At 71.8% G+C, this 22,829-nt stretch carries 21 protein-coding genes; 11 read left to right on the top strand and 10 right to left on the bottom strand.

Features of this window, described 5'->3' with window-relative positions:
• Nucleotides 1-17 precede the first annotated feature (17 nt).
• Nucleotides 18-1,976: an NAD(P)/FAD-dependent oxidoreductase gene (locus CcI49_RS01625; protein ID WP_076823793.1), complete on the bottom strand. Its 1,959-nt coding sequence runs from the start codon at nucleotides 1,974-1,976 to the stop codon at nucleotides 18-20.
• Nucleotides 1,977-2,017: 41 nt separating this feature from the next.
• Entirely contained in the window at nucleotides 2,018-2,740 is a 723-nt protein-coding gene (locus tag CcI49_RS01620) for a TetR family transcriptional regulator (RefSeq protein ID WP_054564164.1), read from the bottom strand.
• Nucleotides 2,741-2,828: 88 nt separating this feature from the next.
• On the opposite strand from CcI49_RS01620, the gene CcI49_RS01615 reads away from it, so the two are divergent.
• Entirely contained in the window at nucleotides 2,829-3,809 is a 981-nt protein-coding gene (locus CcI49_RS01615) for an alpha/beta hydrolase (protein ID WP_076823790.1), read from the top strand.
• 72 nt (nucleotides 3,810-3,881) lie between these two features.
• Here CcI49_RS01615 and CcI49_RS01610 read toward each other — a convergent pair whose 3' ends face one another.
• The 3 genes from CcI49_RS01610 to CcI49_RS01600 form a co-directional block, all read right to left on the bottom strand.
• Nucleotides 3,882-4,703, bottom strand: a complete 822-nt coding sequence (locus tag CcI49_RS01610) for a tyrosine-protein phosphatase (protein WP_083472937.1) — start codon at nucleotides 4,701-4,703, stop codon at nucleotides 3,882-3,884.
• 324 nt (nucleotides 4,704-5,027) lie between these two features.
• Nucleotides 5,028-6,173 (bottom strand): GTP-binding protein, encoded by a 1,146-nt coding sequence (locus tag CcI49_RS01605; protein WP_076823785.1) that lies wholly within the window; start codon nucleotides 6,171-6,173, stop codon nucleotides 5,028-5,030.
• A gap of 112 nt (nucleotides 6,174-6,285) precedes the next feature.
• Nucleotides 6,286-6,714: a nitroreductase/quinone reductase family protein gene (locus CcI49_RS01600; protein WP_076823782.1), complete on the bottom strand. Its 429-nt coding sequence runs from the start codon at nucleotides 6,712-6,714 to the stop codon at nucleotides 6,286-6,288.
• A gap of 319 nt (nucleotides 6,715-7,033) precedes the next feature.
• Here CcI49_RS01600 and CcI49_RS01595 point away from each other — a divergent pair, with 319 nt between their 5' ends.
• The 5 genes from CcI49_RS01595 (at nucleotide 7,034) to CcI49_RS01575 (ending at nucleotide 12,963) form a co-directional block, all read left to right on the top strand.
• Nucleotides 7,034-8,659, top strand: coding sequence for a kelch repeat-containing protein (locus CcI49_RS01595; protein ID WP_076823779.1), 1,626 nt, complete (start codon nucleotides 7,034-7,036; stop codon nucleotides 8,657-8,659).
• A 199-nt stretch (nucleotides 8,660-8,858) separates the two neighbouring features.
• Complete coding sequence (locus CcI49_RS01590; protein WP_076823776.1) at nucleotides 8,859-11,384, top strand: alpha-amylase family glycosyl hydrolase; 2,526 nt, start codon at nucleotides 8,859-8,861, stop codon at nucleotides 11,382-11,384.
• Nucleotides 11,385-11,431: 47 nt separating this feature from the next.
• A complete protein-coding gene (locus tag CcI49_RS01585; RefSeq protein ID WP_235497470.1) occupies nucleotides 11,432-11,890 on the top strand; it encodes an NUDIX hydrolase in 459 nt (152 codons plus the stop codon).
• A gap of 143 nt (nucleotides 11,891-12,033) precedes the next feature.
• A complete protein-coding gene (locus CcI49_RS01580; RefSeq protein WP_054564171.1) occupies nucleotides 12,034-12,477 on the top strand; it encodes a nitroreductase family deazaflavin-dependent oxidoreductase in 444 nt (147 codons plus the stop codon).
• 186 nt (nucleotides 12,478-12,663) lie between these two features.
• Nucleotides 12,664-12,963: a hypothetical protein gene (locus CcI49_RS01575; protein WP_054564172.1), complete on the top strand. Its 300-nt coding sequence runs from the start codon at nucleotides 12,664-12,666 to the stop codon at nucleotides 12,961-12,963.
• 175 nt (nucleotides 12,964-13,138) lie between these two features.
• Here CcI49_RS01575 and CcI49_RS01570 read toward each other — a convergent pair whose 3' ends face one another.
• Entirely contained in the window at nucleotides 13,139-13,327 is a 189-nt protein-coding gene (locus tag CcI49_RS01570) for a hypothetical protein (protein WP_054564173.1), read from the bottom strand.
• A 513-nt stretch (nucleotides 13,328-13,840) separates the two neighbouring features.
• On the opposite strand from CcI49_RS01570, the gene CcI49_RS01565 reads away from it, so the two are divergent.
• Together CcI49_RS01565 and CcI49_RS01560 are read left to right on the top strand one after the other, a co-directional pair.
• Entirely contained in the window at nucleotides 13,841-14,716 is an 876-nt protein-coding gene (locus tag CcI49_RS01565) for an alpha/beta hydrolase (RefSeq protein ID WP_076823775.1), read from the top strand.
• Nucleotides 14,717-14,736: 20 nt separating this feature from the next.
• Nucleotides 14,737-16,050 carry a DUF427 domain-containing protein gene (locus tag CcI49_RS01560; RefSeq protein WP_054564175.1) on the top strand — a complete coding sequence of 438 codons (1,314 nt, stop codon included), beginning with the start codon at nucleotides 14,737-14,739 and terminating at the stop codon, nucleotides 16,048-16,050.
• 45 nt (nucleotides 16,051-16,095) lie between these two features.
• On the opposite strand, the gene CcI49_RS01555 is transcribed toward CcI49_RS01560, so the two are convergent.
• The 3 genes from CcI49_RS01555 to CcI49_RS01545 all read right to left on the bottom strand — a co-directional run bounded on the left by CcI49_RS01555 (nucleotide 16,096) and on the right by CcI49_RS01545 (nucleotide 19,149).
• A complete protein-coding gene (locus CcI49_RS01555) occupies nucleotides 16,096-16,941 on the bottom strand; it encodes an enoyl-CoA hydratase-related protein (protein ID WP_054564176.1) in 846 nt (281 codons plus the stop codon).
• A 78-nt stretch (nucleotides 16,942-17,019) separates the two neighbouring features.
• Nucleotides 17,020-18,069 carry a DUF2889 domain-containing protein gene (locus CcI49_RS01550; RefSeq protein ID WP_054564177.1) on the bottom strand — a complete coding sequence of 350 codons (1,050 nt, stop codon included), beginning with the start codon at nucleotides 18,067-18,069 and terminating at the stop codon, nucleotides 17,020-17,022.
• Between the two features lie 72 nt (nucleotides 18,070-18,141).
• Complete coding sequence (locus CcI49_RS01545; RefSeq protein WP_054564178.1) at nucleotides 18,142-19,149, bottom strand: LLM class F420-dependent oxidoreductase; 1,008 nt, start codon at nucleotides 19,147-19,149, stop codon at nucleotides 18,142-18,144.
• Nucleotides 19,150-19,355: 206 nt separating this feature from the next.
• Between CcI49_RS01545 and CcI49_RS01540 the strand changes: the two genes are divergently transcribed.
• The 3 genes from CcI49_RS01540 (at nucleotide 19,356) to CcI49_RS01530 (ending at nucleotide 21,918) form a co-directional block, all read left to right on the top strand.
• Nucleotides 19,356-20,132 carry a DUF308 domain-containing protein gene (locus CcI49_RS01540; protein WP_076823773.1) on the top strand — a complete coding sequence of 259 codons (777 nt, stop codon included), beginning with the start codon at nucleotides 19,356-19,358 and terminating at the stop codon, nucleotides 20,130-20,132.
• Nucleotides 20,133-20,420: 288 nt separating this feature from the next.
• Nucleotides 20,421-21,224 carry an enoyl-CoA hydratase-related protein gene (locus CcI49_RS01535; protein ID WP_083472938.1) on the top strand — a complete coding sequence of 268 codons (804 nt, stop codon included), beginning with the start codon at nucleotides 20,421-20,423 and terminating at the stop codon, nucleotides 21,222-21,224.
• 235 nt (nucleotides 21,225-21,459) lie between these two features.
• Entirely contained in the window at nucleotides 21,460-21,918 is a 459-nt protein-coding gene (locus CcI49_RS01530; protein WP_054565302.1) for a hypothetical protein, read from the top strand.
• 282 nt (nucleotides 21,919-22,200) lie between these two features.
• Here CcI49_RS01530 and CcI49_RS01525 read toward each other — a convergent pair whose 3' ends face one another.
• A complete protein-coding gene (locus tag CcI49_RS01525) occupies nucleotides 22,201-22,728 on the bottom strand; it encodes a MarR family transcriptional regulator (RefSeq protein ID WP_076823770.1) in 528 nt (175 codons plus the stop codon).
• Nucleotides 22,729-22,829: the final 101 nt, after the last annotated feature.

Below are 22,829 nucleotides of genomic sequence, written 5' to 3'. Positions count from 1 at the left end.
CTCCTCCGTGCAGAGAGTCAGGTGAAGAGATAGGACCCGGGCTCGACGTCGCGGGTCATCCGCCAGTAGTCGACCAGGCGCCAGGGGCTCAGAACGTGCACCCTGCCGTCGTCGCCCTTGTACCAGGAATGCCGCACCGCCGGATGCGCCCAGACCGTGCCGGCCAGTTCGGCCCGCAGCCGCTCGACATAGTCGTCGAACGCCTGGGGGGTCACCTCCATCGACCGGTGCCCGCCCGTCAGCAGTGCCCGCAGGCACGATCCGATGAAGCGCAGCTGGCATTCCGAGTGGAAGATGATGCTCCCGGCGTGCGCGAGGTTCGTGCCGGGGCCGTACATCAGGAAGAGGTTCGGGAAACGCGGCACGGTGATACCCAGATGCGCCGCCGGGCCGTCCGCCCACTGTTCACGCAGGCTCACCCCACCGCGGCCGGTGATGTCCATCGGGGCGAGGAACTCGTTGGCTCGGAAACCCGTCGCCAGGACGATCACGTCGACCTCGAAACGCCCCCGGCCGGTGACGACGGCGTCGGGCTCGATCCGGATGATCTCGTCGCGGACCAGGTCGACGTTGTCCCGGCGCAGGCACCGCAGCCAGCTTCCGTCGTCCTGCAGCAGCCGCTTCCCCATCAGCGGGTAGTCGGGAACCACCTTGACGAGCAGCTCCGGATCGTCGCCGACCTGGCGCTCGATCCAGGACAGGAGCACCCGGCGCCGCGCCTCGTTCGCGGCGTTGACGGACTCCGGGAGCCCCGGCCAGTCCGGGTCCACCCGGACCAGGTCCAGGGCCTTGTCACTGGCCTGGTACATGAGCATGAACCGGTACCAGGACGCGTAGCCGGGCAGATGGCGCATGGCCCATCTCGCCCCGTCGTGCACGGCCTGGCGGTATTTCCGGTTCGGTGCCATCCACTGGGCGCTGCGCTGGAACACGACCAGGCTTTCGACGTCCTCCGCGATCGCCGGGGCGACCTGGAAACCACTCGCGCCGGCACCGATCAGCGCGACCCGCTTCCCGGCCAGCCCGACCGAGTGATCCCAGCGGGCGGTGTGGAAGACCGGGCCGGAGAAGGTGTCCAGGCCGGGGATCTCGGGGGTCAGCGGGCGGTTGAGCTGCCCGACCGCCGAGATGACTATGTTCGCGTCGAGGCGGGTCTGCGTCCCGTCCGGGCCCCGGGTGACCAGGTGCCATTGTGAGGCGGCCTCGTCCCACGTCGCGGAAAGCACCTCCGTGTTCCAGCGGACGTGCGGCGCGATGTCGTGGCGGCGCATCACCTGCCGGAAGTAGCTCAGCAGCTCCGGCTGCTGGGAGAAGTAGCCGCCGAAGCCGTCGCTGGGCTCGAACGAATAGCAGTAGAAATGGTTGCCGACGTCCACCCGGCAGCCCGGGTAGCTGTTCTCCAGCCAGGTTCCGCCGACGCCCGCGTTCTTCTCGATGATGGTGAACGGAATCCCGGCCTGCTTGAGGCGAACCCCGGCGAGCAGCCCGGACTGGCCGCAGCCGATCACGACGACGGAAAGGCCGTGGCGCGCCGCGGCGTCGAGGTCACCGAGGTCCAGCCGCCGGGGGTCGTCGCCCCCGATGTTCATCTCCTCCAGGAACATCGCGGCGTACTCGTCGGCGACCGGTTCGCAGACCAGCCAGGCCATGATCTCCCGCGCGAGCGGGCCGGGCGGCGGAGGCACCGGCGGGCAGCCGGCGTCCCGGTAGGCCCGGATCGCGGCCAGCGCCTGTTCGCGCAGGGCGCGTGACTCGTGCTCCTCGAGCCCGCCCTGGAAGTCGTTCGGAATGAAGGTCCGTGGCCGCAGCGGCCCGCGGACGAAGGCGGGGTCCCCGGTGAGATGGGCCATCGACGCGACCAGCGTCGGCACGCTGACGCCTTCCAGGAACGCGGCGATCTGGTCGTCGTCCTGGGTGATCGGAGGAAGTAAGGAGGACGAGGAGCCTTCGGTTCTCCGGGAGACGCCGGCTGGCATTCTTTTCATCCTTCCCGAGCGGGCATCCGGTCAGGTGCGGGTCACTGGTGGAGCGGCACGCCGCTCAGCGCCGTGACCGCGCGGGCGATCTCGGCCGGGGGCAGCGGCCGCATGATGTTGTGCTGGACGGCACCGAGCAGGTAGAGGTGCACCGCGCGGGCCCGCTCCGCCGGGTCCGGGACACCGCATCCCCCGATGGCGTCCTCGAACAGCGCGCGGATGGTCTCGAAGCAGGTCAGCACCTCGGCGTGGGCGCCCCGGGGCCAGGCGTGCGCCAGATAGGTGGTCCACAGGACCAGGCTGTTCAGCCTCGCGTCCGCACCGAGCGCCACGCCGCCGCCTCCCGGGGCCGTCTCGCCGCCCGGCGCAGCGGTGCCACCCGGTTCCGCGGTGCCGTCTTCGGGAGGGAGGTCGGGAGGGAGGAAGGTCCGGACCAGGGCACGGAAGGCCGCCGGGCCGTCGGCCGCGGCGTCCATGTGCTGGCGTACGTGGTCGGCGAACTGCCGCAGGAAGGTCAGGACGGCCAGGTCGACAAGCTCGCCCGCGTCGTCGACGTAGTAGTGGACCGTGCTTTTCGTCAGGCCGGCCTCCTCGGCGACGGCCCGGGTCGTGCAGGCGGCGATCCCCGAGCGGGCCACCAGACGGGCCGCGGCCTGCGCGATGCGCGCACGTGCCGCCTGCTGGTTCGGCGACCAGCGTGCGGCCTGGTCTGCGGTGACAGCCGCCGGTTCGCTGACCGGTTCACCGACCGCGGGGCCTGTCATGCGACATACACTCCGATCCGGACAGGCGTCCGAGGAGTTCGGACATCCGTCCAAAGCATAGCCGTCGCGCGACAAGGAGGGCGGGCCGATGGGCAACGCCGAGGTCAGGCTGTCACTGCCACCGGGGCAGGACGCGGACGCCGCGGAGCTCGCGGCCCGCATCAGGCAGCTCGGCCAGCCGTCGATGCGCGAGCGGGGTGTCGACGGCGCGCGCGCCTACCTGGAGGAACGGTCCGCGGCCGGGTCCGCCGGCCCGGACGTCGACCACGTCCACGACGCCACCGTGGACGTGCCGGGCCGGGCCGGGGTGCCGGTTCGCGTCTACCGGGCGCGGCGACGGCCACAGACACAGACACAGGCCGGCGCCGGTCTCCCGGTGGTGGTGTACTTCCACGGCGGCGGCTGGGTCATCGGCAGCGTCGCCTCCTCGGACTCCTTCTGCCGGCGGCTCGTCCACGCCGCCGACTGCGTGCTGGTGTCGGTCGGCTACCCGCTGGCGCCCGAGCATCCCTACCCACACGCCGTCGACAGCGCGGTCGCCGCCATCGCATGGTCGGCCGCCCACGCGCCGGAATGGGGAGGCGACCCGGCCCGGCTGGTGGTGCTCGGCGACTCGGCCGGCGGGAACATCGCCACCGTCGCCGTCCGCCGGCTGCTCCACCACGGCGGGCCGCCGGTGGCCCGGCAGGTCCTCGCCTACCCGGTGACCGCGGGCGGGCAGGTCCGCGCCGGCGGCCACTTCGGCGCCGACTGGCCGCTGACCGACGACGACCTCAACTGGTTCTCCGACCACTACGTACCGGACCCGGCGCTGCGCCAGGACCCGGATGTGGCACCGCTGCACGCCGACGTCGGGGACCTGCCGCCCACCACGCTGCTCCTCGCCGGCTGCGACCCCCTCGTCGCCGAAGGCCTCACCTACGCCGACCGGCTGTGGCAGGCCGGCGTCCGCGTCGACCTGCACCTCTACGCCGGGCAGATCCACGGCTTCCTGACCCTGGACCCCGCCGCCCTGCCTCGCGCCGAGGAGGCGCTCGGTCTCGTCGCCAACGCCATCCGCAACACCTGACAGCGCCAGCCCCACGGCATGCGCCTCAGCCAGCGCCGCCGCGGGGACGCCGTGGGAACCGCCGGGAAACGGTCACGGGCTCTGCGTGGCCTGCCCGGGCACGAGGCTCCTGCGCAGCCCGGAGACCGCCTCGTCGCTTACCCCCACCCGCGAGGCCCACCCGTCGACGCCACCGAACCGGTCGCCGACCAGGCCGAGGAAATGGATCATCGTCAGGTTCCGCAACATCACCGGCTTTATTCCGTCAGCACTCTGCGCGACGTACAGCGGATTCGCCCGCAGGCGTTCCGCGATCGTCAGCGCGTGGGAGTTGCTGGCGATGTAGTCCGAAATTATGTGCTCGTCCGTGACCTCGACCAGACCGAGCAGGAGAGCCGCGACCAGCCCGGTGCGATCACGCCCCGCGGCGCAGTGGAAGAGCACCGACTCGCCCACCGACACCGCACCCGCGATGATGCCGATGATCTCCGCGAGGGCCTCCGCGCCCTCGACCAGGTTCACGAAGTAGCCCTCGGCGAGCGCAATGGGATCGCGGCCGTCGGGGAAGGGCTCGCGACCGATTCTCCCCTCGGGAACCACGGAGACGTGGACGCACCGCACCTCGGGCAGGAGCCGCTGGTCCTGGAGCCCGTCTCCGTCGGATTCCTCGCGCGTTCGAATGTCCACGACCGTACCGACACGCATCTCGCTGACGAGCCGGTGCCGGTCCCGCTCCGACATGCGGTCCAGAGCGCCGGACCGATACAGGACACTCGACAACGTACGCAAACCGCCCAACGTGGCGAGACCACCGAGATCCCGCGCATTGGTTATCCCGTCAAAGGGTGTCAAGTTCCCCAAACCAGACCTTCCACCTGAATTTGACCACAATTCACCATGAAGGTACTTCACCATACGGATACACAAAGCTCGACCCGAATGCAGCCCATCGCATTCTTCATGCTTTCCAGGCCCGCCTTGGAGTGTACCGCCGCCCAGGTTTTCGTCATGCCGCAGACAGGGCACGAACCAACGGGGCACCGAGCCGGGGAATCCGTTACCCAGGGCCGCCGGCCCGCCCGGGTGAGTCCGAAGAGTAAAGGATTTTGGTCGTCAGAACGACCAAAATCCTCTCTTCTTGTGGATTGTCAGCGACTCCGGCCTCTTTTCGCCCCGCTGCGGGAGCCCTTGCCTGTCGCTCGCTCCAGCCCGAGTTCGGGCGGCGGCCGAACGAGCGGGTCAGACGCTCAGCCGCCGGTAGCGGGCCAGTCGGCGGACGTCGTCCGCGGTGGGCCGGACGGTGCAGGGTGCGACGGCCGCCTCCAGCCGGGCCTGGACGCCGGGCAGGTCGAGGCGCAGGCCGATCGCGACCAGGCCGTCACCGCCGTCGGCCGCGGAGCCTGGCCCGGCTGTGCCGGGGCCGGGGCCAGGGCCGGGGCCGGGGCCGGGACTGGTGGGCCTGGGGATGCCGGGCTTGGGGATGCTGGGCCGGGCGGCGATGTGGATCTGGCCGCCGACGAGATTGACCACATGGGGGCGCAGGCCGCGGCCGGTGTCCACGGTCACGGTGCCCTTGAGGCGGTAGACGCCCGGTGGGGGCCGCTCGATCAGATCGACCAGCCGGCCCGGGTCGACCGGGCCGGTGGCGAGCACGGTCACCGCGTCGGCCCGCGGGTGCGCTTCGCCGTCGTGGTCGTGGGCGTGGCCCTCACCGTCCCCCGTTTCGCCGGCCTCCCTGGCCGCGGCGGCGAGCGGGAGCTCGTCGATCGGGTCGTGCGGGTTCGCGGTGTCGAGGACCAGGGCGGGATCGAGGCGACCGTGCGTCGTCTCGACGATGTGGACCTGCGGGTTGGACTCGCGGACCCGGTCGGCGATCCGTCCCAGGATGTCCGCGCGGTGCTCCGGCGGGAGCCGGTCGGTCTTGTTGATCACGACGAGGGTCGCGGAGGCGAACCGGGCCGGAGGCAGGCCGGTGCCCGGATCGACCGTGTCGAAATAGGCGGCGGCGTCCACGACGTCGACAAGGCCGCCGGGGCGCACCCGAGGAACCCCGCTGAACCGGATGAGCCGGGCGAGTGCCGGCGGGTCGGCCACCCCGCTGGCCTCGACGATCACCGCGTCGAGGCGCAGCTTCGGCTGGCTCAGCTTCGCCAGCGCCACGTCGAGGCCGTCGGTGTCCGGCAGGCAGCACAGGCATCCACCGGCGATGGAGGCAGGCTCGTCCACCTGGCCGCTGACCAGGGCCGCGTCGACGTTGATCGCGCCGAAATCGTTGACCACCACACCGAGCCGCGCCCCGGGCGCCCGCAGCAGGTGGTTCAGCACCGTCGTCTTGCCCGCGCCCAGATATCCGGTGAGCGCGACCACCGGCACCCGCACAGCCATCCCCCACCCGCCTCCTCGTCTACCGGCATCTTCCTCCTGCTCGGATTCCTCCTGCTCGGCGCCGGTACGGGAGCCCGGGGCCGGACCAGCCGCGCCCCGCGCAGGTGTGATGTCAGCGCGGCTCCAGCAGGACCAGCGGAATCAACCGTTTCGACTTGCGCTGGTATCCCTCGTAGACCCGATTGCCCGCGACGACCCGCGGCCACAGCAGGTCGCGTTCCGCCTCCGTGGCGACCCGGGCGCGCATGGGCCGCCACGCGCCACCGCGGAGGCGGACCTCGACGTCAGGCTGGGCGCGGAGATTGAGGAACCAGTCGGGATGGCGGTCGTCGCCGCCTCGGGAGGCCACCAGCACGATCGACGTGCCGTCGCGGACCGGCGAGGTGAGCATGATCGTGTGCTGGTGGCCGCTGCGGCGGCCGACCGTCGTCAGCTCCAGGACGGGCATGCCGATCGCACGCCAGCCGAGCCGGCCGCGGGTCGCCTTCAACAGCAGCCTGTGCGCGCTGTTCATGGCCTTGAAGCCACGCTCGCTCACCATGTCCCGGCCCTCGATCCGTCCTCGCCGCCCGGCCCGGCAAGCCTAAGGCCCGCTCCGCACCGTGCCCCGTCGAGCCATCGAGCGGGTGGTCTGGTGGGCTGGTTGGCATTCGCGGCGGGTGACCCCCGATGGTCACGCACAGCCATGACTACTCTCGGAAACTAGGGGAAGACACTCCGTGCCCGTCGCGACCCTCGATGTGGCAACGACCGCGGCTAACCAGAGCCGACCATCCTCGTGCGCCGCCGATCAGTGATCGGCGGCGCACGGTGTCCACCCAATGGTCCGGTCCCGCTCGGGGCCTCGGAGGGGGGAACCCATGAGCTGGTCACGAACGTCCCAGCGCTGTGCGTCTCGCGCGTTCGTCCTGACCGCCACACTGACCGCGGCCCTGGCCACGCCGATCCTCTTCGCACCAGACGCCCACGCCCAGCCAACCAGCCCGGCCACCCAGTCGGCCGCGCCGACCTACGGGACGGGCACGCCGACCAACGGAACCGGATCGCCGACCGGGACGACCTCGCCGACCGGGACGGGCTCGCCCTCGCCCAGCGGCACGGCGAGCGCCGCACCCGGCGCCGCAGGCGCGGCCGGCGCGAAGTGCCCGACGCTGCCGGAGGTCTCCGGCCCGCTGCGGACCTGGCAGTCCGTCGCCGACCTGCCCTCGGCGCGTGCCAACCTGGGGGCGACCGCCGGCTGCGACGGAAAGATCTTCGCGATCGGCGGTGAGACCACCAGCGGCGCGGCGGGTGCCGGTGGAGCGGGCGGAGCGGGCGGAACCGGTTCGCCGACCGGTTCACCGACGGGGTCGCCAACCACGACGGGGCCCACCTCGACCTCCCCCTCCCCCACCGGGTCGCCCCAGACCGGCGGTCCGACGACGTCCACGACTCCCCCGGCCGGTGGCGAGATGGGGCAGACGCCCGGCGTACGGCTGACGCCGGCCGCGTTCAACGGCGACATGCCCACCGACATGCCCACCGACATGCCGACCCACATGCCAACCGACATGCCCGGCTCGCCGGGTAGCGACACAACGACGCCCACCACCACACCCACCACCACGTCGCCGGGCTCGACGGCGACGTCCAGCGGCTCGCCGACGTCGTCGGCCAGCGCCTCGCCGGGCACCGGCGGCGCCGGCGGTGCGGCCGCGTCACCCGGCGCGGGCAGGCCGGTGGACACCGTCCAGGTGTTCGACCCGAAGAGCGGTGCCTGGTCCAACGCGGCGTCGCTGACGACCGCGCGTACCCGCCCGGCCGCCGCCACCGACACGAACGGAAACGTCTACGCGATCGGTGGGCGTACCGGTGACGACGCCACCCCGACGAACTCCGTCGAGGTCTACTCACCGTCGAGTGGCTCCTGGAGCAGCGGGCCGTCGCTGCCGAAGCCGATGGGCGACCCGAGCGCGACCCGCGGCACCGACGGGAAGATCTACGTCCTCGACTCCTCCACGCTGGCCATCTACGACCCGGGCAGCAGGAGCTGGTCCACGGCCTCGGCTCCGCCGTCGGCCACGACCTCGCCCGCCCTGGCGAGCCTGCCGGACGGCCGTATCCTCGCCGCCGGTGGGCGTACCTCGGGCAACGGCAGGACGGCCTCGTCCAACGCCTATGCGTACACACCGGGCTCCGGTGGCGCGCCCGGCGGTTCCTGGGTTCAGGTAGCCGACCTGCCGACCGGTGTCTCGGACGCGGCGGCGGCGACCGGGCCGGACGGCCGGGTCTATGTGACCGGTGGCCGGGACAGCAGCGGGAAGGTCGTCGGTGACACCCAGGTGTTCACCCCGGACGACGACAAGTGGTCGGCCGGCCCGAGCGGGGCGCTGTCGACCCGCGCCGGCGCCGGTGCCGCGACCGGTGGTGACGGCCAGGTCTACGTGACCGGCGGTACCTCCAGCTCCGGTTCCGCACTGGATTCCACCGCGTCGCTGAGCGAGTGACCCGCCCGCCGATCCTGTGAGGATCTTCTGAAGTAAGATCATCTGTCGGCGCTGTTCTCCCGGGCGGTCCTCCCGGGAGAACAGCGCTGACGCGTGCGCCGGGCCCCGTCACGGCCGCCGGCCCGCCCCGGGCACCCGACGCGCGCCTACGCTGATGGGTGGCCCCGTCGGGTACCGAAAGCCACAAAGCGCGCCAAGCATGACATTCTGGTCGGTCATGCAGGACACCGGAACCGTTCGCGTCGACTTCGTCTACCACACCGGAGTCGGACGTCGGATCGCGGACGAGGCACTGCTCGCCGGCGGCTGGGACGAGCAGGGGCGGCCCGCCGCCGCGTGGTCGACGACGGCGATGGAGCGCTTCGTCGCCGAGGACGGCACCGCCGCCTTCCGCGCCTCGGTCACGCTGGACGCGAGTACCTCCTGGACCGTCGACTGGGGTGTGTGGCTGGTCCGTCCCGACGGCTCGCGGGTGTGGGGGATCCCCGCGGAGCTGGCGGACCCGCAGGTCACGACGCAGGTCCGCCAGCTGCGGATCGAGCCGCAGGACGGGCCGGCGGCCCAGGCCGAGTTCCGGCTCGCGACGCACCGGCACAACGGCGCACGACGACTGATCCGCGACACCGGCGGCGAGGTCGACGCCGGCACCGGGCCCGCCGGCACCGGGCCCGCCGGCACCGGCAACAGCCTGGGAGCCAGCACCAGCTTCGGAGCCGGCGCCGGAGCCGAGACGGCTGAGCGGATCCGGTTCCGGGTCTGGGCGCCGCACGCGCGTGGCGTCGAGGTGGCCTTCGCCGGGCCGAGCGGCTACATCGCCAACGACGGCCGAGGCGAGGACGACCAGCTCACCAGGCTGCCGATGCGCGCGGTGGCCGGCGGCTGGTGGGAGGCCGCCGCCCCCGGCTTCACCGACTGGGTCGGCCGGCGCTACGCCTACCGCATCGTGCGCGACGACGGCTCGGTGGCCTGGCGGTCCGACATGTACTCGACGCGCCAGTGCGGCGCCGGTGACGTCGACCCGTGCGGCGCCCCCTACGACGGGCCGGCCCACGAGCTGGACGGCGCCGTGAGCTGCTCGGTCATCGTCGACACCCGCGACGACGCCCGGTTCTGGGCGGACGAGTTCGACCCGGCGCGGCCCGTCCCGCGCCGGGTCGAGGACCTGGTCATCTACGAGCTGCACGTGGGCTCGCTGGGGTTCGGCCACACCGCGGCCGGCACCTTCGCCGACGCGACGGCCCTGCTGGACCACCTCGTCGACCTGGGGGTCAACGCCGTCGAGCTGATGCCCATGTTCGAGTTCAGCGGGACGAGATCCTGGGGCTACGGCAGCTCGCATCTGCTCGCCGTCAAGCAGAACGCGGGCGGACGGGAGGGGCTGCGGGGATTCGTCCGCGCCTGTCACCGGCGCGGGCTCGCCGTGCTCATGGACGTCGTCTACAACCACTACAGCCCGAACGCCCAGCGCTGCGCCTGGCAGGTCGACAGCACGGCCGCGAGCCGGAACATCTACTACTGGTACGAGGGCGCCGAGACCGACCACCCCCACCCGGACGGTGGCTACCTCGACAACATCTCCTCCGGCTGGGCTCCGCGCTACCACGATGAGAACGTCCGCGCGCTGTTCATCGCCAGCGCGGTCGCGCTGCTCGACGACTTCCACATCGACGGGCTGCGGGTCGATCAGACCACCTCGATCCACGCCTACAACAGCCTGCACGCGGACGGGAGCCCCGTCGGCGCGGCGAACATCGCCGGGCGCAAGTTCCTGCGCGAGCTGTGCCAGACCCTGCGTGTCGTCGACCCGCAGGTGATGCTCATCGCGGAGGACCACTCGGGCTGGGCCGAGGTGACCAGGCCCGCCGAGGAGGGCGGGCTCGGCTTCGACGCACGCTGGTACGTCGACTTCTACCACCACCTGATCGGTGACAAGGGTGAGGGACCGGAGTACGCGAAGCTGCTGCACACCGCCGGGCGCGACCAGCACGGGCCGCTGGCGATGGGCCGGTTCGGTGCCGCCCTGACGGCAGCGGCAGACCACGCCGTGGTCTACACGGAAAGCCACGACGAGGCGGGCAACGCCGAGCAGACCGCGCGCAACATCCTCGTCGCCGTCGACCACGCCCCGCTCGACGGCGAGACCGCGTGGTTCGCCCTCGCCCGGCTGCGGTGCGTCGCGGCGCTCACGCTGCTCTCCCCCGGCACGCCGATGTTCCTGATGGGCGACGAGGTGGGTGCCGACCAGGCGTTTCTCCACGACTCGTTCACCGAGGCCAAGGAGGATCTCGCCGGGCTGCGCGCGAACCGCGGCGCCGGCCAGTTCGCCTGCTACCAGGCGCTCGTCGCGCTGCGGCTGGGCAGCCCGGCGCTGCGGTCGCGGTCCGTCGAGGTGGTGGCGGCCGACGACCCGGCCCGGCTGATCGCCTTCCGTCGCTGGGACGCCGGCGAGGAGTTCCTCGTGGTGGCGAGCCTGGCCAACGAGCCCGCGACCGGCCGCACGCTGTCGCACCCGTCGCTGGCCGGCCGGCGGTGGAAGCCGGTGCTGGACACCGACGCCGTGGCCTTCGGCGGCCGCGGCACCCGGCGGGAGCGGGCACTGTCCGCACGCGGGGAGACGCTCCGGCTCGACGTGGCGGCCGTCAGCGTCCGCGTTTACCGCAGGCGCACGACAAGTTCACACCATGGACGTCCCTGGCGGCGGTGGGCGGGCAAGCTGGGCTGGTGACCACACCGCCGACCGAAGCCGCCAGCGTCCGCGGAGGAGGCCCGTCGGTGATCGAACGTTTCGTGCTCTGCTCGCGCGGCTGCCAGCACTGGGGTGCCCTCGGCGCCGCCGGTGTGCTGCTGCGGGCAGCCGCCGACCCGGATCCGAGGTATCTGCTCGTCCTGCGCCATCCCCGGTCGCATCAGGGCGGCACCTGGGCGCTTCCCGGCGGAGCGCTCCTGCCCGGCGAGTCCGCCCTGGCCGGGGCGTTGCGGGAGGCCGAGGAGGAGCTCGGCCCGCTGCCGGCACACATCCCCCGTGCACACCCGCCCGCCCGCGAATACATCGACGACCACGGGCAGTGGTCATACACGACGCTGGTGCTGGAAATCGGCACGATGTTCGAACCCTCCGCCGCCAACTGGGAAACCGCGGACTGGACCTGGGTCTCGGCCCGCCACGCGCTGACGATGCCACTGCTGCCCGCGCTGCGCGCGGCCTGGCCAGCCCTGACCGACGCGGTCTGACGCCGAGCCTGCGACGGCCTGGCGGCTCGGCGCGTCGGCTCGGCGCGTCGGCTCGGCGCCGCGTCCCCGGGCACCCGACACACCGCGGGCCCGCGCGGCGCCGGATGGGAAGGAGCCGCTCACCAGCGGTGTTGACTCACAGCATGCCGTTGACTGGTGAATACGAGCCAAGCCCCGCCGAATGGGTACGCAAGCAGGTCGAGGAGTACGAAAGCTCCGGCGGAACACGCGGCACCGAGCTGCGCGGCGCACCGGTGATCATTCTGACGACCCTGGGCGTGAAGTCGGGCAAGATACGCAAGAGCCCGCTGATGCGGGTCGAGCACGAGGGCCACTACGCGGTGGTCGCCTCCCTCGGTGGCGCGCCGAACCACCCGGTGTGGTTCCACAACATCGTCGCCCATCCGCAGGTGGAGCTGCAGGACGGGCCGATCCGCCAGGACATGGTCGCCCGTGAGGTCATCGGGGCGGAAAAGGCGCTCTGGTGGGAACGCGCGGTCGCGGCCTGGCCGGACTACGCGGATTACCAGAAGAAGACCGAACGCGAGATTCCGGTGTTCGTCCTGGATCCCGCCCAGGCCGGGTGACCAAACAGGACGGGTAGCCGGAAAGCGACAGGACGCCTAACCGGCACCATTTCTTGCCACCCCGCTCCGTTACCACAGAATTCCTTGGCTGGACGGCCGGCGGAGGCGATCTGGAGTAGCGTTCACGTCGCCTTCGCCGAACCATTCGGCGAAGGATTGATGAAACACGAGAGGGGATCAGCGAGAATGGACCAGCAGCAGCGTCAGCAGGTCGAGCAGCAGCTGCGTCGGAACTGGAGCCAGATCCGCTACCGGATCCTGGACCAGTTCGGCCAGGTCAGCACCGCCGACCTTGACGCCGCCACCAGCGTCAACGACCTCGTTGCGCGGATCGCGGACAAGACCCACCACAGCGAGCGGTACGTCCAGAACCGCCTGCAGGAGCTCGCCGGTGTCGGCGCCGGCCAGAACCTCTCCGGTGGTGACCGCCTCGGCGCCAACATCGGCCAGGTTGGCCAGCAGGGTCAGCCGTTCGGCGCTCAGTAGTCCGGCTGCCGGCCGGCAGCCTGCATTTCGGCTGCCGGCCGGCAGTTCACTGAACCTTTTCCACCGTCGAATCGGACTTCACGGCAGCACTGGCCGCGAACCGTGAGATGGAAGGTTCACAGTTCGGCTCCAGGTCCGGCTCGCCGCCAGGCGGTCCGCCGGACAGATCGATCCGCTACTTGGCGTGTGTGTCAACACATGGTTCACACGCGCCAAGTAGTGCTCGAATCTCCAGAAGGCCGTCGATCAGCTCGAGTGTCGCTGCGTCACGCGGGAGCCGTCGCAGCTCATCGAGCATCGCGTCGGTCTCCTCCACGGTCGGGACGCCGTCAATCGACGCCGCCAGCTCAACAATCGCGGCCATGATCCCACCATCTTCCGGATCCGTAGCGCGTACCGCGCGTCCGAATAACCCTGGTCGGCATGATGCCAGATGGGTGCTCATCGGGCATTACGCAGGTGTCAGGTCCGTTCGGCAGCCAGCGAGACGATCCCCCAATCCCGATCTCCGCGAACAGGCCACCATGCACGCGACGTTCACGGCCAGGTCGTACGAGCGAGGAGCCAACCGCTTTCCGTGGCCTTTCTGTTACGTGTCGACCGGAAGCCCACGTGCTCGTATCGGTGTAGTTACCCGCTCAGCACGTCATCAAGCTCACACCGAGAAATGCCTCGGCCCCGGCACAGGCCCGCGGCGGGAAAGGCGCGGCCGGGCGTCGGCCGGACCGGGGTGACGGCCACCGGCCCGCGGGCGAGAACCAGCTCCCGGCCCGGTGGCCGGACCCGTCCGCCCGGCTGCGGGAGGGTCCGGGGAACATCGGTCCCGCACAGATCGTCGTTCAGACGACGAAACGTCTCTACGAAGCGGGGTCCACCGATGCCGTACTTCGACCTGGGGGTCGAGACGAGGCTGTTCTTCACCGACGACCCCGCCCAGGACGCTGACGACCCGGCGGCCGAACCGCTGCTCCTGATCCACGGCTGGTGCTGCGACTCGCACGACTGGAACGCCCAGATCCCCGACTTCCTCGGCCACCACCGGGTGATCTCCTTCGACCTGCGCGGGCACGGCCGCTCCACCGGCTCCAAGGGCCTGCGCCCGAGGGTGCTCGCCGCGGACGTCGCCGCGCTGCTGCGCCAGCTCGGCATCACCGGGAGCGCTGGAAGCGCTGGGGGCCGGGTGGTGGCGGTCGGGCACTCGCTGGGTGCCATGGTGGCCAGCGCGCTGGCCGTCGAGAGCCCCGAGCTCGTCCGCGGCGTGGTCGCCGTCGAGCCGGCGTACGGCCTCACCGAGGCAGAGGTCGAGCGGACCACGCGGACGCTGGGTGACCTGGGCGCGCCGGGCACCCAGCAGCGGTTGTTGCGCTACCTGGCCGCACTCGCCGGCCCCGAGGCGCCCCGGCCGCTGACGACCTGGCACCGGCGCCGGGCGATGGGGGTGCCGCTCGACGTCGCCCAGGCGGCGCTGGCCGGGATGTGGCTGGCCGAGGACCAGTTCGGCAGTCGGGAGCGCAGCACCGCCTACCTGCGCGGGCGGTCCTGCCCGGTGCTGGCGGTCTACTCCGAGCGGCAGGGCGACCGGGCGGACTGGGAGCGCGGCCTCGCCACCGGGCCCTGCGACGAGGTGCATCAGCTGCCCGGCGGCCACTGGCTCCACCAGGAGCATCCCGACCTGTTCAACTCGCTCGTCCTCGGCTGGATCGACCGGCTGCCCGCCACCGATCGCTCGTCCCGCACCCGGGCCCGGTGTTAGCTTCACTTGGCGTGGAGCCTGTGACGTCCGAAGTGTCGGCGGAGAGTCCCGCGTTATCGCACCAGCCGTGCGGCTACCTGGCTCGGGCCTGGTGGGGCGACGTGCTGGTGGCCGAGTCCCGGGCCGCCGTCCGGGTGCGGGAGGCGACCGAAGATCCCGTTCTCTACTTTCCCCCCGCCGACGTGCGCACCGAGGCCCTGCACAGCGAGGGCCGCACCACCACCTGCCCGGTCAAGGGCCAGGCACGGCTGTGGACGCTCGAAGGCAAGGTGCAGGCCGGCTCCCGGGACTGGCATGACCCCGGCGGCGTGATCTCCGTCGACGGGCGCGACGCCGTCTGGGCCTTCTCCGAGCCCGCTCCCGGGCTGGAATGGCTGACCGGCCTGGTCGCGTTCGACCACGACCGGGTGCGGGTCGAGGTGGTCGACGCCGGCCCGGGTTCGGACGAACGCGACACCACGATCAAGCGGTTCCCCACCTGGGGTGACGCCGCGGACCTGATCGACATCATGAACGTGCGCCCGGCCGGGGAACGCCGGTACGTCAGCATGACGCTCGCGGGCGCGCGGCGGCCGGTCGTCGAGGCCAGCCAGATGCTCGGGCAGGCGATCGTGGCGGCGGGCCGCCACGCGCCCGAGCGCAGGGTCGTCTCGGCGCACATGGTGTTCTACCGGGCGGCGGACGCCCGGGAGCCGCTGGAGTTCGAGATCGACGAGCTCAGCGCCGGCCGCAGCTTCTCGACGCTGGCCGTGCATGTCTCGCAGGGCGGGCGCCGCCGCGCGAGCGGCACGCTGCTGCTCGACGTCACGGCCCCGGACGTCGTCCGCCACCAGGCCGCCACCGAGCCGTGCGCGGGCCCCCACGACAGCGAGCCGTACGACATGTCCGTCACCGGGCGGGACATCCGGATGGTCGACGCGGCGTACACCGACGACCCCGACGCACCGGTCGGCCCGCCGGTCATCGACACCTGGGTCCGGTTCCGGGACGTCCCGGTGGACCCGCCGCTGCACGCCGGGCTGCTCACCCAGTTCACCGGCCACATCTCGATCGCGGCCGCACTGCGCCCGCACGCCGGGGTCGGGCAGAGCCAGGCCCACCGCACGCTGTCGACGGGGATCAACGCGATCGGCATCTCCTTCCACGCCGCGGTGCGCGCCGACGAGTGGATGCGTTATCACCACCTGTCCACGTTCGCCGGCGACGGGATGACCCACTCGGAATGCCGGGTGCACGACGAGGCGGGCGCGCTGGTCGCGTCGTTCACCGTGGACGCCATGCTGCGCCCCTTCGCCCAGAAGGCGCACGCGGCGGACGACCGGCTCGCACTGTGAGCCTGCCGGCGGGACGGGCAGACGGGACGGGACGGGCGGGACGGGCTACCGGCCGGCCTGTTCGGGCGTGGTGACCGAGGGCAGGTCCTGGTAGCGCGCGGCCCGCTTGTCAAACCTGGCCTGGACGGACTCCGCCACCTCGCCGGGCTGGAAGGCGCCGCCCTGCCAGGTGGCGGTGTAGGTCAGCCCGTCCGCGACGGTGTGGTCCCGTGCGTGCAGCAGCAGTTCCTTGCTCCCCCACACCGCGACCGGGCTGTTCGCGACGATCTCCGCGGCGATCTCGCCGACGCCGCGGAGCATCGCGTCCCGGTCCGGGAACACCTGGTTCACCAGACCGGCGGCGAGGGCCTGATCGGCGGGCAGCCGGCGCCCGGTGTAGACGAGCTCCCGGGCGAGGCCGTCCGGGATGACCCGCGGCAGGCGCTGCAGCGTCCCGAGATCCGCCGGAATTCCGATCTTGGTCTCCTGGACCGTGAAGAAGGCGTCCGCGGTGGCGTACCTCATGTCGCAGGCGGTGATCAGGTCGACGCCTCCGCCGATGCACCCGCCCTGTACCGCGGCCAGCACGGGGACCCGCAGCCGTTCCAGGGCCGTCAGGGCTTCCTGCATCCGCAGGATCAGCGACCGGCGGGCGAGGTTGGCCCGGGCCGGCTCACCGTCGGCGAAGAGCTCGGCGCTGCCGAAGGCGGACAGGTCCAGACCCGCGGTGAAATGCCGGCCGGTGGACGCCACGACGAGCGCGCGGACGGCGCCGTCCGCACCGAGCCGGGCCAGCGCCTGCGGGAACTCGTACCAGAACTCCGGCTGGAACGTGTTGAGCTCGTCCGGCCGGGAGAGCACCAGCCAGGCGACCTGGTCGACGATGTCGATCTCGAAGTTTCGGCTACCCACGGCTGACTCCCTGACTCCCCGCAAAGGCACGGACGGCGAACGTTTCACACTCACCCGGCGGCGGCCCCGGGCTCCCGGTCACGCGGCCGCGGCCGGCCCGGGCAGGAGCGAGGCGAGAGCGGGCACGAAGACCAGCGACCGAAGCGTGTCATTGAGGTGCGTGCAGGTGCTTGTACCCCGCAGCTGCGCCCGCACCACGTCACGCACGTCGGTGGCGGCGACGCCGGTCAGGCGGGACGCGCTTGCCGCCGCGAACGGGCATTCCACCCAGGGCAGGACCCGGGGATACGCCGTGATCTCCGTGAGGACACCGCTGGCGAGATCGAGCCGGGCCGTGACCGTGTACTCGTGGATGACGGTCTCGGGCCCGCCGTCGGACTGGTAGCTGTCCCGGAAGAACAGGTCCACGTCGGCGGCGCCGGGCATCGCCGGGGAGCGCACGACGTCCAGGCGGCGGTGCCGGCGCATGCCGTGCGGCGGCAGCGGCGGCAGCTCGTGCCAGCCCTGCGGGTCGTCCGGGCGGACGAGCGGCGGGGTGGCCGGGCCGGTCACCATCGGCGGCATCCCCTCCCGCTCGATGTTCTCGATGATCGTCCCGCCCTGGGCCCAGCCGGCGCACTGGTCGGCCTGGGCCAGCAGGAAACGCCCGCCGGGCAGGACATACCCCATCCGGCTCACCGCGTAGCCCGAGATGAGCCCGACCACGGACACGTCGTCCAGCATGGCCGCGAGCAGCGGCAGCCTCTGGTCGAGCTCGGGCAGCAGCTCCGCGAGGCGGCGGCGGAACCCCGACGTGCCCCCGGTGGCCACCAGCTGGCGCAGCGCCGGCACGGCCGGGTCGGCCTCGAGGCGGCGGATCTCACGCCCGCCGGAGAAGGCGAGCTCGAGGTGGAAGCGCGCCGCGTCGGCCTGCGCGGCCACGCCGTCGGGCGCGGTGACCAGGTCCCGGCCGCGGCCGACGAGATGCAGGTCCCCGTCGGCCCCGTCCGGGTGCAGCGCGTCGATCGTGATCGTTCGCCGGACCGAGCCGGGACGGCGGACCGGGCTTCCCACCACCGGGTCGTGCAGGCCCCGGCGGGGATGCAACGGCGGCTCGGCGGGAGGCGGGTCCACGAACTGCCAGCTCACAGCGACGGTCTCCCTCCGGGCCGGCCGGGACGGGTCAGCGGCATCCCGGCCGGTCAGCGGTGTTCCGGACGGTTAGCGCGCGGCGTCCAGGACAGCGGGCCAGTGCGCCTTGTTCGAGCCGCCCGCGTCGTAGAGGGTCGTCCGGGCGTAGACGCCGCCGATCTTGGCGACGAGACCGCGCCCGACCTCCTCCGGCGAGCCGATCACCGAGAACTCCGCCAGCATCTCGTCGGTGATCAGCCCCGTCATGTCGTCCCAGCGGCCCTGCTTGGACAGCGCCGTCAGCTCCGGCTGCACGTCACCCCAGCCGTGCAGCTCGAGGACGGAACGGTAGGCCGGGGTGGAGCCGTAGAAGGCGATCTGCTTCTTCGTCGCCGCGACGGCGCGGGCCATCTCCTCGTCCGTCCGCCCGATCGTGACGAACGCCGGCCCGCAGACCGTGAAGCCGTCCAGGTCGCCGCGGCCGGCCCGGGCGCGGCCGCGCAGCAGCGCCGGAATGGTCACTTCCTCGATATAGCGCATGGTGCTGAACGGATGGACGAAGAATCCGTCGGCGACCTCGCCGGCGACCTCCGTCATGCCCGGGCCGACGCCGGCGAGAAAGACGGGGGGCGGGCCGAACGCATGGGGTTTCGGGGTGAAGAACGGCGTCATGAGCGTGTGGGTGTAGAAGTCGCCGCGGAAGTCCAGCTTGGTGCCGTTCTGCCAGCAGTCCCAGATCGCCCGGACGGCGAGGATGAGCTCGCGCATCCGCGCCGCGGGATGCGACCACGGCATGGAGAAACGCCTTTCGATGTGCGGCTTGATCTGTGAGCCGAGACCGAGGACGAACCGCCCCTCGCTGTACTGCGCCAGGTCGTAGCCCAGGTTCGCCAGCGTCATCGGGGTTCGCGCGAAGGCGATCGCGATCGACGTCCCGACGGTGATCGAGTCGGTCACGATCGATGCCTGCAGACACTGGAGGAACGGGTCGTGGCTGGTCTCCCCCACCCAGGCCCCGGCGTAGCCGTCCTTCTCGACCTCGACCGCGGAGCCTGCGGTCACGGCGATGTCGTCCGACAGGTTGTAATCGATCTTCATCGCTGCTCCTCGCCCCGGTCCACCGCCGACCACCGATCCTCAGGTTGGCGTCCCCGCACCGATGCAGGCAACCGATCCAGGCCCCCTCGACAAGTCACATAACAGGTCGCATCGATCTCGTAACGCACGGTATGAAATCCGAAGCCTCCGGGCACGGGTGAGGGAGAACCCGCACACGACAACCACCCTGCTGGAGGGATGACTTCATGAGTGCATCAGGCGATCGCGGCCACGATCTTCGCGGCCACGGCCACGATCTTCATGGCCACGCCTTTCACGAGCATGGCCGCGGCCGTGGCCACGGCGGCGCGGCCGGTGGTGCGGGAGCTGGCCAGGACCTGGGCGCCAAGGCCATGGGGGCGCTGCTCCCGCTGGGCATCGGCTGGCTGCTGTTCGCACTGGCCATCCCGATGTTCGGACTGACCACCGGCAAGTCGATCGCCGTCCTGCTCGGGATCACGCTGCTGCTGGGTGCGCTCAGCGAGCTGGTCACCGGCCTGGCTTCCGGCGTCTCCTGGCGGCCCACACACGCGGCCCTGGCCGTCGCGCTGGCCGCCGGCGGCATCGTGGCGCTCGTCTGGCCCAGCCCGACACTGGCCGTGGTCGCCCGGATCGCCGCCTGGTCACTGCTGGCCCTCGGCATCCACGCCCTGGTCTCGGCGTTCTCGCAGCGGCAGGCAGCGCATGGGGGCACCTGGTGGGCTCCGCTGACCATCGGCGCGTTCTCGGTCGCGATGGCGTTCTGGGCCGCAGCACATCACCATCCCACGTACTCGCTGGTCGTCCTGTGGGTCGCGCTCACCGCGCTCGTGATCGGTCTGACCAAGTTCGCCGCGACCATGCGCTCCGCGGACGGTGAGGAGCCCCGCCTGGACACCCTCATGCACAGCGGCTTCAGCGGGCGGGCTGCCGCCGGCGCAGCCCGGGCCGAACAGCAGCCGCACCTGGACCCGGCCGCACCCGCCCGCGGCGGCGGAAGCTGAGATCGCAGGCTGCGGACGCCACGGCGGCCGGTGGTGCGCATGCGCAGGCACGCGCCCGCCGGCCGCTCGGGTCGCGCGCACCCGGTCGATGGTCGCGCGCACCCGGTCGATCCGGCTTCGCCCGGTTCGTCCGCTCCGTCGCCGACCCGTCGTCCGTCACATCTGAACCGATCCGTCGTCCGTCACATCTGACGAGCGCCGGACAACGGCGGTCGCCTAGTCTCCTTGACGACGTGCGGGTGGCGACGGATCAGACCAGACCAGGGCCAAATCACTGAGGCGGGCAGCGTGACGACGGAAACCGACGACCGCGAGATTCTGACCGAGATCCGCGACGGGGTCTGTGTCATCACCTTCAACCGCCCGAAGGCGCGCAACGCGATCACCGCGACGATGGGCCCCGCCTACGCGGACGCACTGCGCGCGGCGGACGACGATCCGGCCGTCCGCGTGATCGTCGTGACCGGCGCCGGCCCCGGCTTCTGCTCCGGCGCCGACCTGGACGTGCTGCGCGGCGGGCCCGAGATGATCAAGAAGTTCATCCCGGCCCGGGAGGACCTGCCGACGCTGGCCGTGCGGCTGCGCAAGCCCGTGATCGCCGCGATCAACGGCGCCGCCGTCGGCATCGGCTTCGCCTACATGCTGGGCAGCGACATCCGGTTCGCGGCCGAGTCGGCGAAGATCGCGACCGCCTTCTCGCGCCTGGGGCTCGCCGCCGAGTACGGCGTCTCCTGGCTGCTCCCGCGGGTGATCGGCGTGCAGGCCGCGATGGACCTCCTGCTCAGCGGCCGGACCCTCGACGCCCAGGAGGCGGCGGCCATCGGCCTCGTCCACCGGGTGGTCCCGGACGGCACCGTGCTCGACGCCGCCCTCGCCTACGCGGCGGACCTGGCCGCCAACTGCTCGCCGTTCTCGTTCGCGACCATCAAGAAGCAGGTCTACGCCGACCTCGACCGCTCCGCGGACGACGCCCTCACCGACACGCTCCAGCAGATGGACATCGCCTTCGACGGCCCGGGACTCGCCGAGGCGCTCACCGCGCGGACCGAGAAGCGGCCCGCGGTCTTCGACGCGCTGCCCGCGCGGGACTGAAGCACCGCCCCGAGCGGACCGGGACCGAGCAGGACCGACCGGGACCGAGCAGGACCGGCCGGGGACCGACCAGGAGCAGGACTGGACGAGCCTGACCGGCCAGGGCTGGCGGGGAGGGCCGGGCAGCCCGGTCGGTCAAGGGGCGAGCGGCTCGGATCGGCGGGCCGCAGGCTGCAGGCGGCTGGTGGCTCCGGTCGCCCTGGAGGCCACGGCGCGGCACCTAACCTCGGCGTTTGTGACCACCTTTCTCCTCAGCGTTCACGTCCTCGCCGCGATCATCGCCGTCGGCCCGGTGACGGTCGCGGCGAGCATGTTCGCCCCGGCGGTGCGGTCGGCGCTGCGTGAGCCCGACCCCCGGGCCGTGGGAGTGGTCAGCACCCTGCACCGCATCTGCAACGTGTACGCGGCGATCGGCATCGTGGTGCCGATCCTCGGGCTGGCCACGGCCATGAGCATGGGCGTGGTCGGCGACCCCTGGCTGGTGGCCTCGATCGTGCTCACCGGGATCGCCGCGCTCGTCCTCGCGATGGCGGTGCTCCCCAGCCAGCAGCAGCTGATCGAGCAGGTCCGGACGTCCCCGGGTTCGGCCGTGAGCACCACCCGGGTCGCCATGACCAGCGGCCTGTTCAGCCTGCTGTGGACGGTGGTCACCGTGCTGATGATCGCCCGGCCGGGCTCGACGACAGGCGTCTAGCCCCAACGGCGGGCGGAGGTGTTCGCACTCCACGAACGCTGCCGGACCTCCGAGCACCCGGTAGCCCAGTCGTCCGGTCGCCGGGTAGCCCGGTAGCCCGGTTTGGCGAGTCGCAAGAGTGAACGATTTTGGTCGCTCCAACGACCGAAATCCTTCTTCCTTGCGGGTTGCCAGGCGACACCTCGACCCTTTTGTCCCCTTGAGAGGAATTGTCGGCGCCGCGCGGCGGTGCGGGATCCGCCACGCTCCCGAGGGACTCCCCTGCCGCCGGCCCGGAACCGGTCAGCAGGGCCGGGTCGGTGGGGGTGGGGTGTCCAGCCGGTCGAGGACCTGGCCGCAGATCGCGGTGAGCTGGTTCAGCTGATCCCGCGAGAGTGCCTCCACCACAAGGTCACGGACGGTCTCGACGTGGCCGGGAGCGGTCGCGGCGAGCTTCTCGAAACCGAGGTCGGTCAGGATCGCGTTGGTGACCCGCCCGTCGGCGGCGCACGGGAAGCGCCGCACCCAGCCCCTGTCCTCCAGGCGTTTGACGGCGTGCGAGAGCCTGGACAGCGACCCGCAGGTGAACTCGGCGAGCCGGGCCATCGCCAGGGTCCGGTTCGGCGCCTCGGAGAGACCGACGAGCACCGAGTACTCGAAGTGGCTCAGGCCCGCGTCACGGCGAAGCTGGGCGTCGAGGGCCGCGGGCAGGCGCGTCATGACGTTGATGAGGCCTCGCCAGGCGGTCCGTTCGCTGTCCCGGAGCCAACGCGGCTCGGCCGGGGTCACCCGACCGCCCGCACCGACCGCCGGCTCTCTGCCGCCGTCCATGCCGTCCAGCCTATGATTTGCGCTGGCATTCCGACTTTTTACCCGGACCTTTCGGCTGAACCCGCCCGGCCGCGCACGATCGCAGCGTGACGGCAGCATGA

Origin of the sequence: Frankia sp. CcI49 (assembly GCF_001983215.1) — a bacterium.
Lineage (GTDB): Bacteria > Actinomycetota > Actinomycetes > Frankiales > Frankiaceae > Parafrankia > Parafrankia irregularis.
The sequence above is the reverse complement of the archived record's forward strand: the minus strand, read 5'-3'. Positions and strand labels throughout refer to the sequence as shown.

Bases quoted from the DNA above. Each gene is read 5' to 3' on its own strand.
- CcI49_RS01625 (WP_076823793.1), bottom strand. From the start codon at position 1,976: ATGCCAGCCGGCGTCTCCCGGAGAACCGAAGGCTCCTCGTCCTCCTTA.
- CcI49_RS01620 (WP_054564164.1), bottom strand. From the start codon at position 2,740: ATGACAGGCCCCGCGGTCGGTGAACCGGTCAGCGAACCGGCGGCTGTC.
- CcI49_RS01615 (WP_076823790.1), top strand. From the start codon at position 2,829: ATGGGCAACGCCGAGGTCAGGCTGTCACTGCCACCGGGGCAGGACGCG.
- CcI49_RS01610 (WP_083472937.1), bottom strand. From the start codon at position 4,703: ATGGTGAAGTACCTTCATGGTGAATTGTGGTCAAATTCAGGTGGAAGG.
- CcI49_RS01605 (WP_076823785.1), bottom strand. From the start codon at position 6,173: ATGGCTGTGCGGGTGCCGGTGGTCGCGCTCACCGGATATCTGGGCGCG.
- CcI49_RS01600 (WP_076823782.1), bottom strand. From the start codon at position 6,714: ATGGTGAGCGAGCGTGGCTTCAAGGCCATGAACAGCGCGCACAGGCTG.
- CcI49_RS01595 (WP_076823779.1), top strand. From the start codon at position 7,034: ATGAGCTGGTCACGAACGTCCCAGCGCTGTGCGTCTCGCGCGTTCGTC.
- CcI49_RS01590 (WP_076823776.1), top strand. From the start codon at position 8,859: ATGACATTCTGGTCGGTCATGCAGGACACCGGAACCGTTCGCGTCGAC.
- CcI49_RS01580 (WP_054564171.1), top strand. From the start codon at position 12,034: ATGCCGTTGACTGGTGAATACGAGCCAAGCCCCGCCGAATGGGTACGC.
- CcI49_RS01575 (WP_054564172.1), top strand. From the start codon at position 12,664: ATGGACCAGCAGCAGCGTCAGCAGGTCGAGCAGCAGCTGCGTCGGAAC.
- CcI49_RS01570 (WP_054564173.1), bottom strand. From the start codon at position 13,327: ATGGCCGCGATTGTTGAGCTGGCGGCGTCGATTGACGGCGTCCCGACC.
- CcI49_RS01565 (WP_076823775.1), top strand. From the start codon at position 13,841: ATGCCGTACTTCGACCTGGGGGTCGAGACGAGGCTGTTCTTCACCGAC.
- CcI49_RS01545 (WP_054564178.1), bottom strand. From the start codon at position 19,149: ATGAAGATCGATTACAACCTGTCGGACGACATCGCCGTGACCGCAGGC.
- CcI49_RS01540 (WP_076823773.1), top strand. From the start codon at position 19,356: ATGAGTGCATCAGGCGATCGCGGCCACGATCTTCGCGGCCACGGCCAC.
- CcI49_RS01525 (WP_076823770.1), bottom strand. From the start codon at position 22,728: ATGGACGGCGGCAGAGAGCCGGCGGTCGGTGCGGGCGGTCGGGTGACC.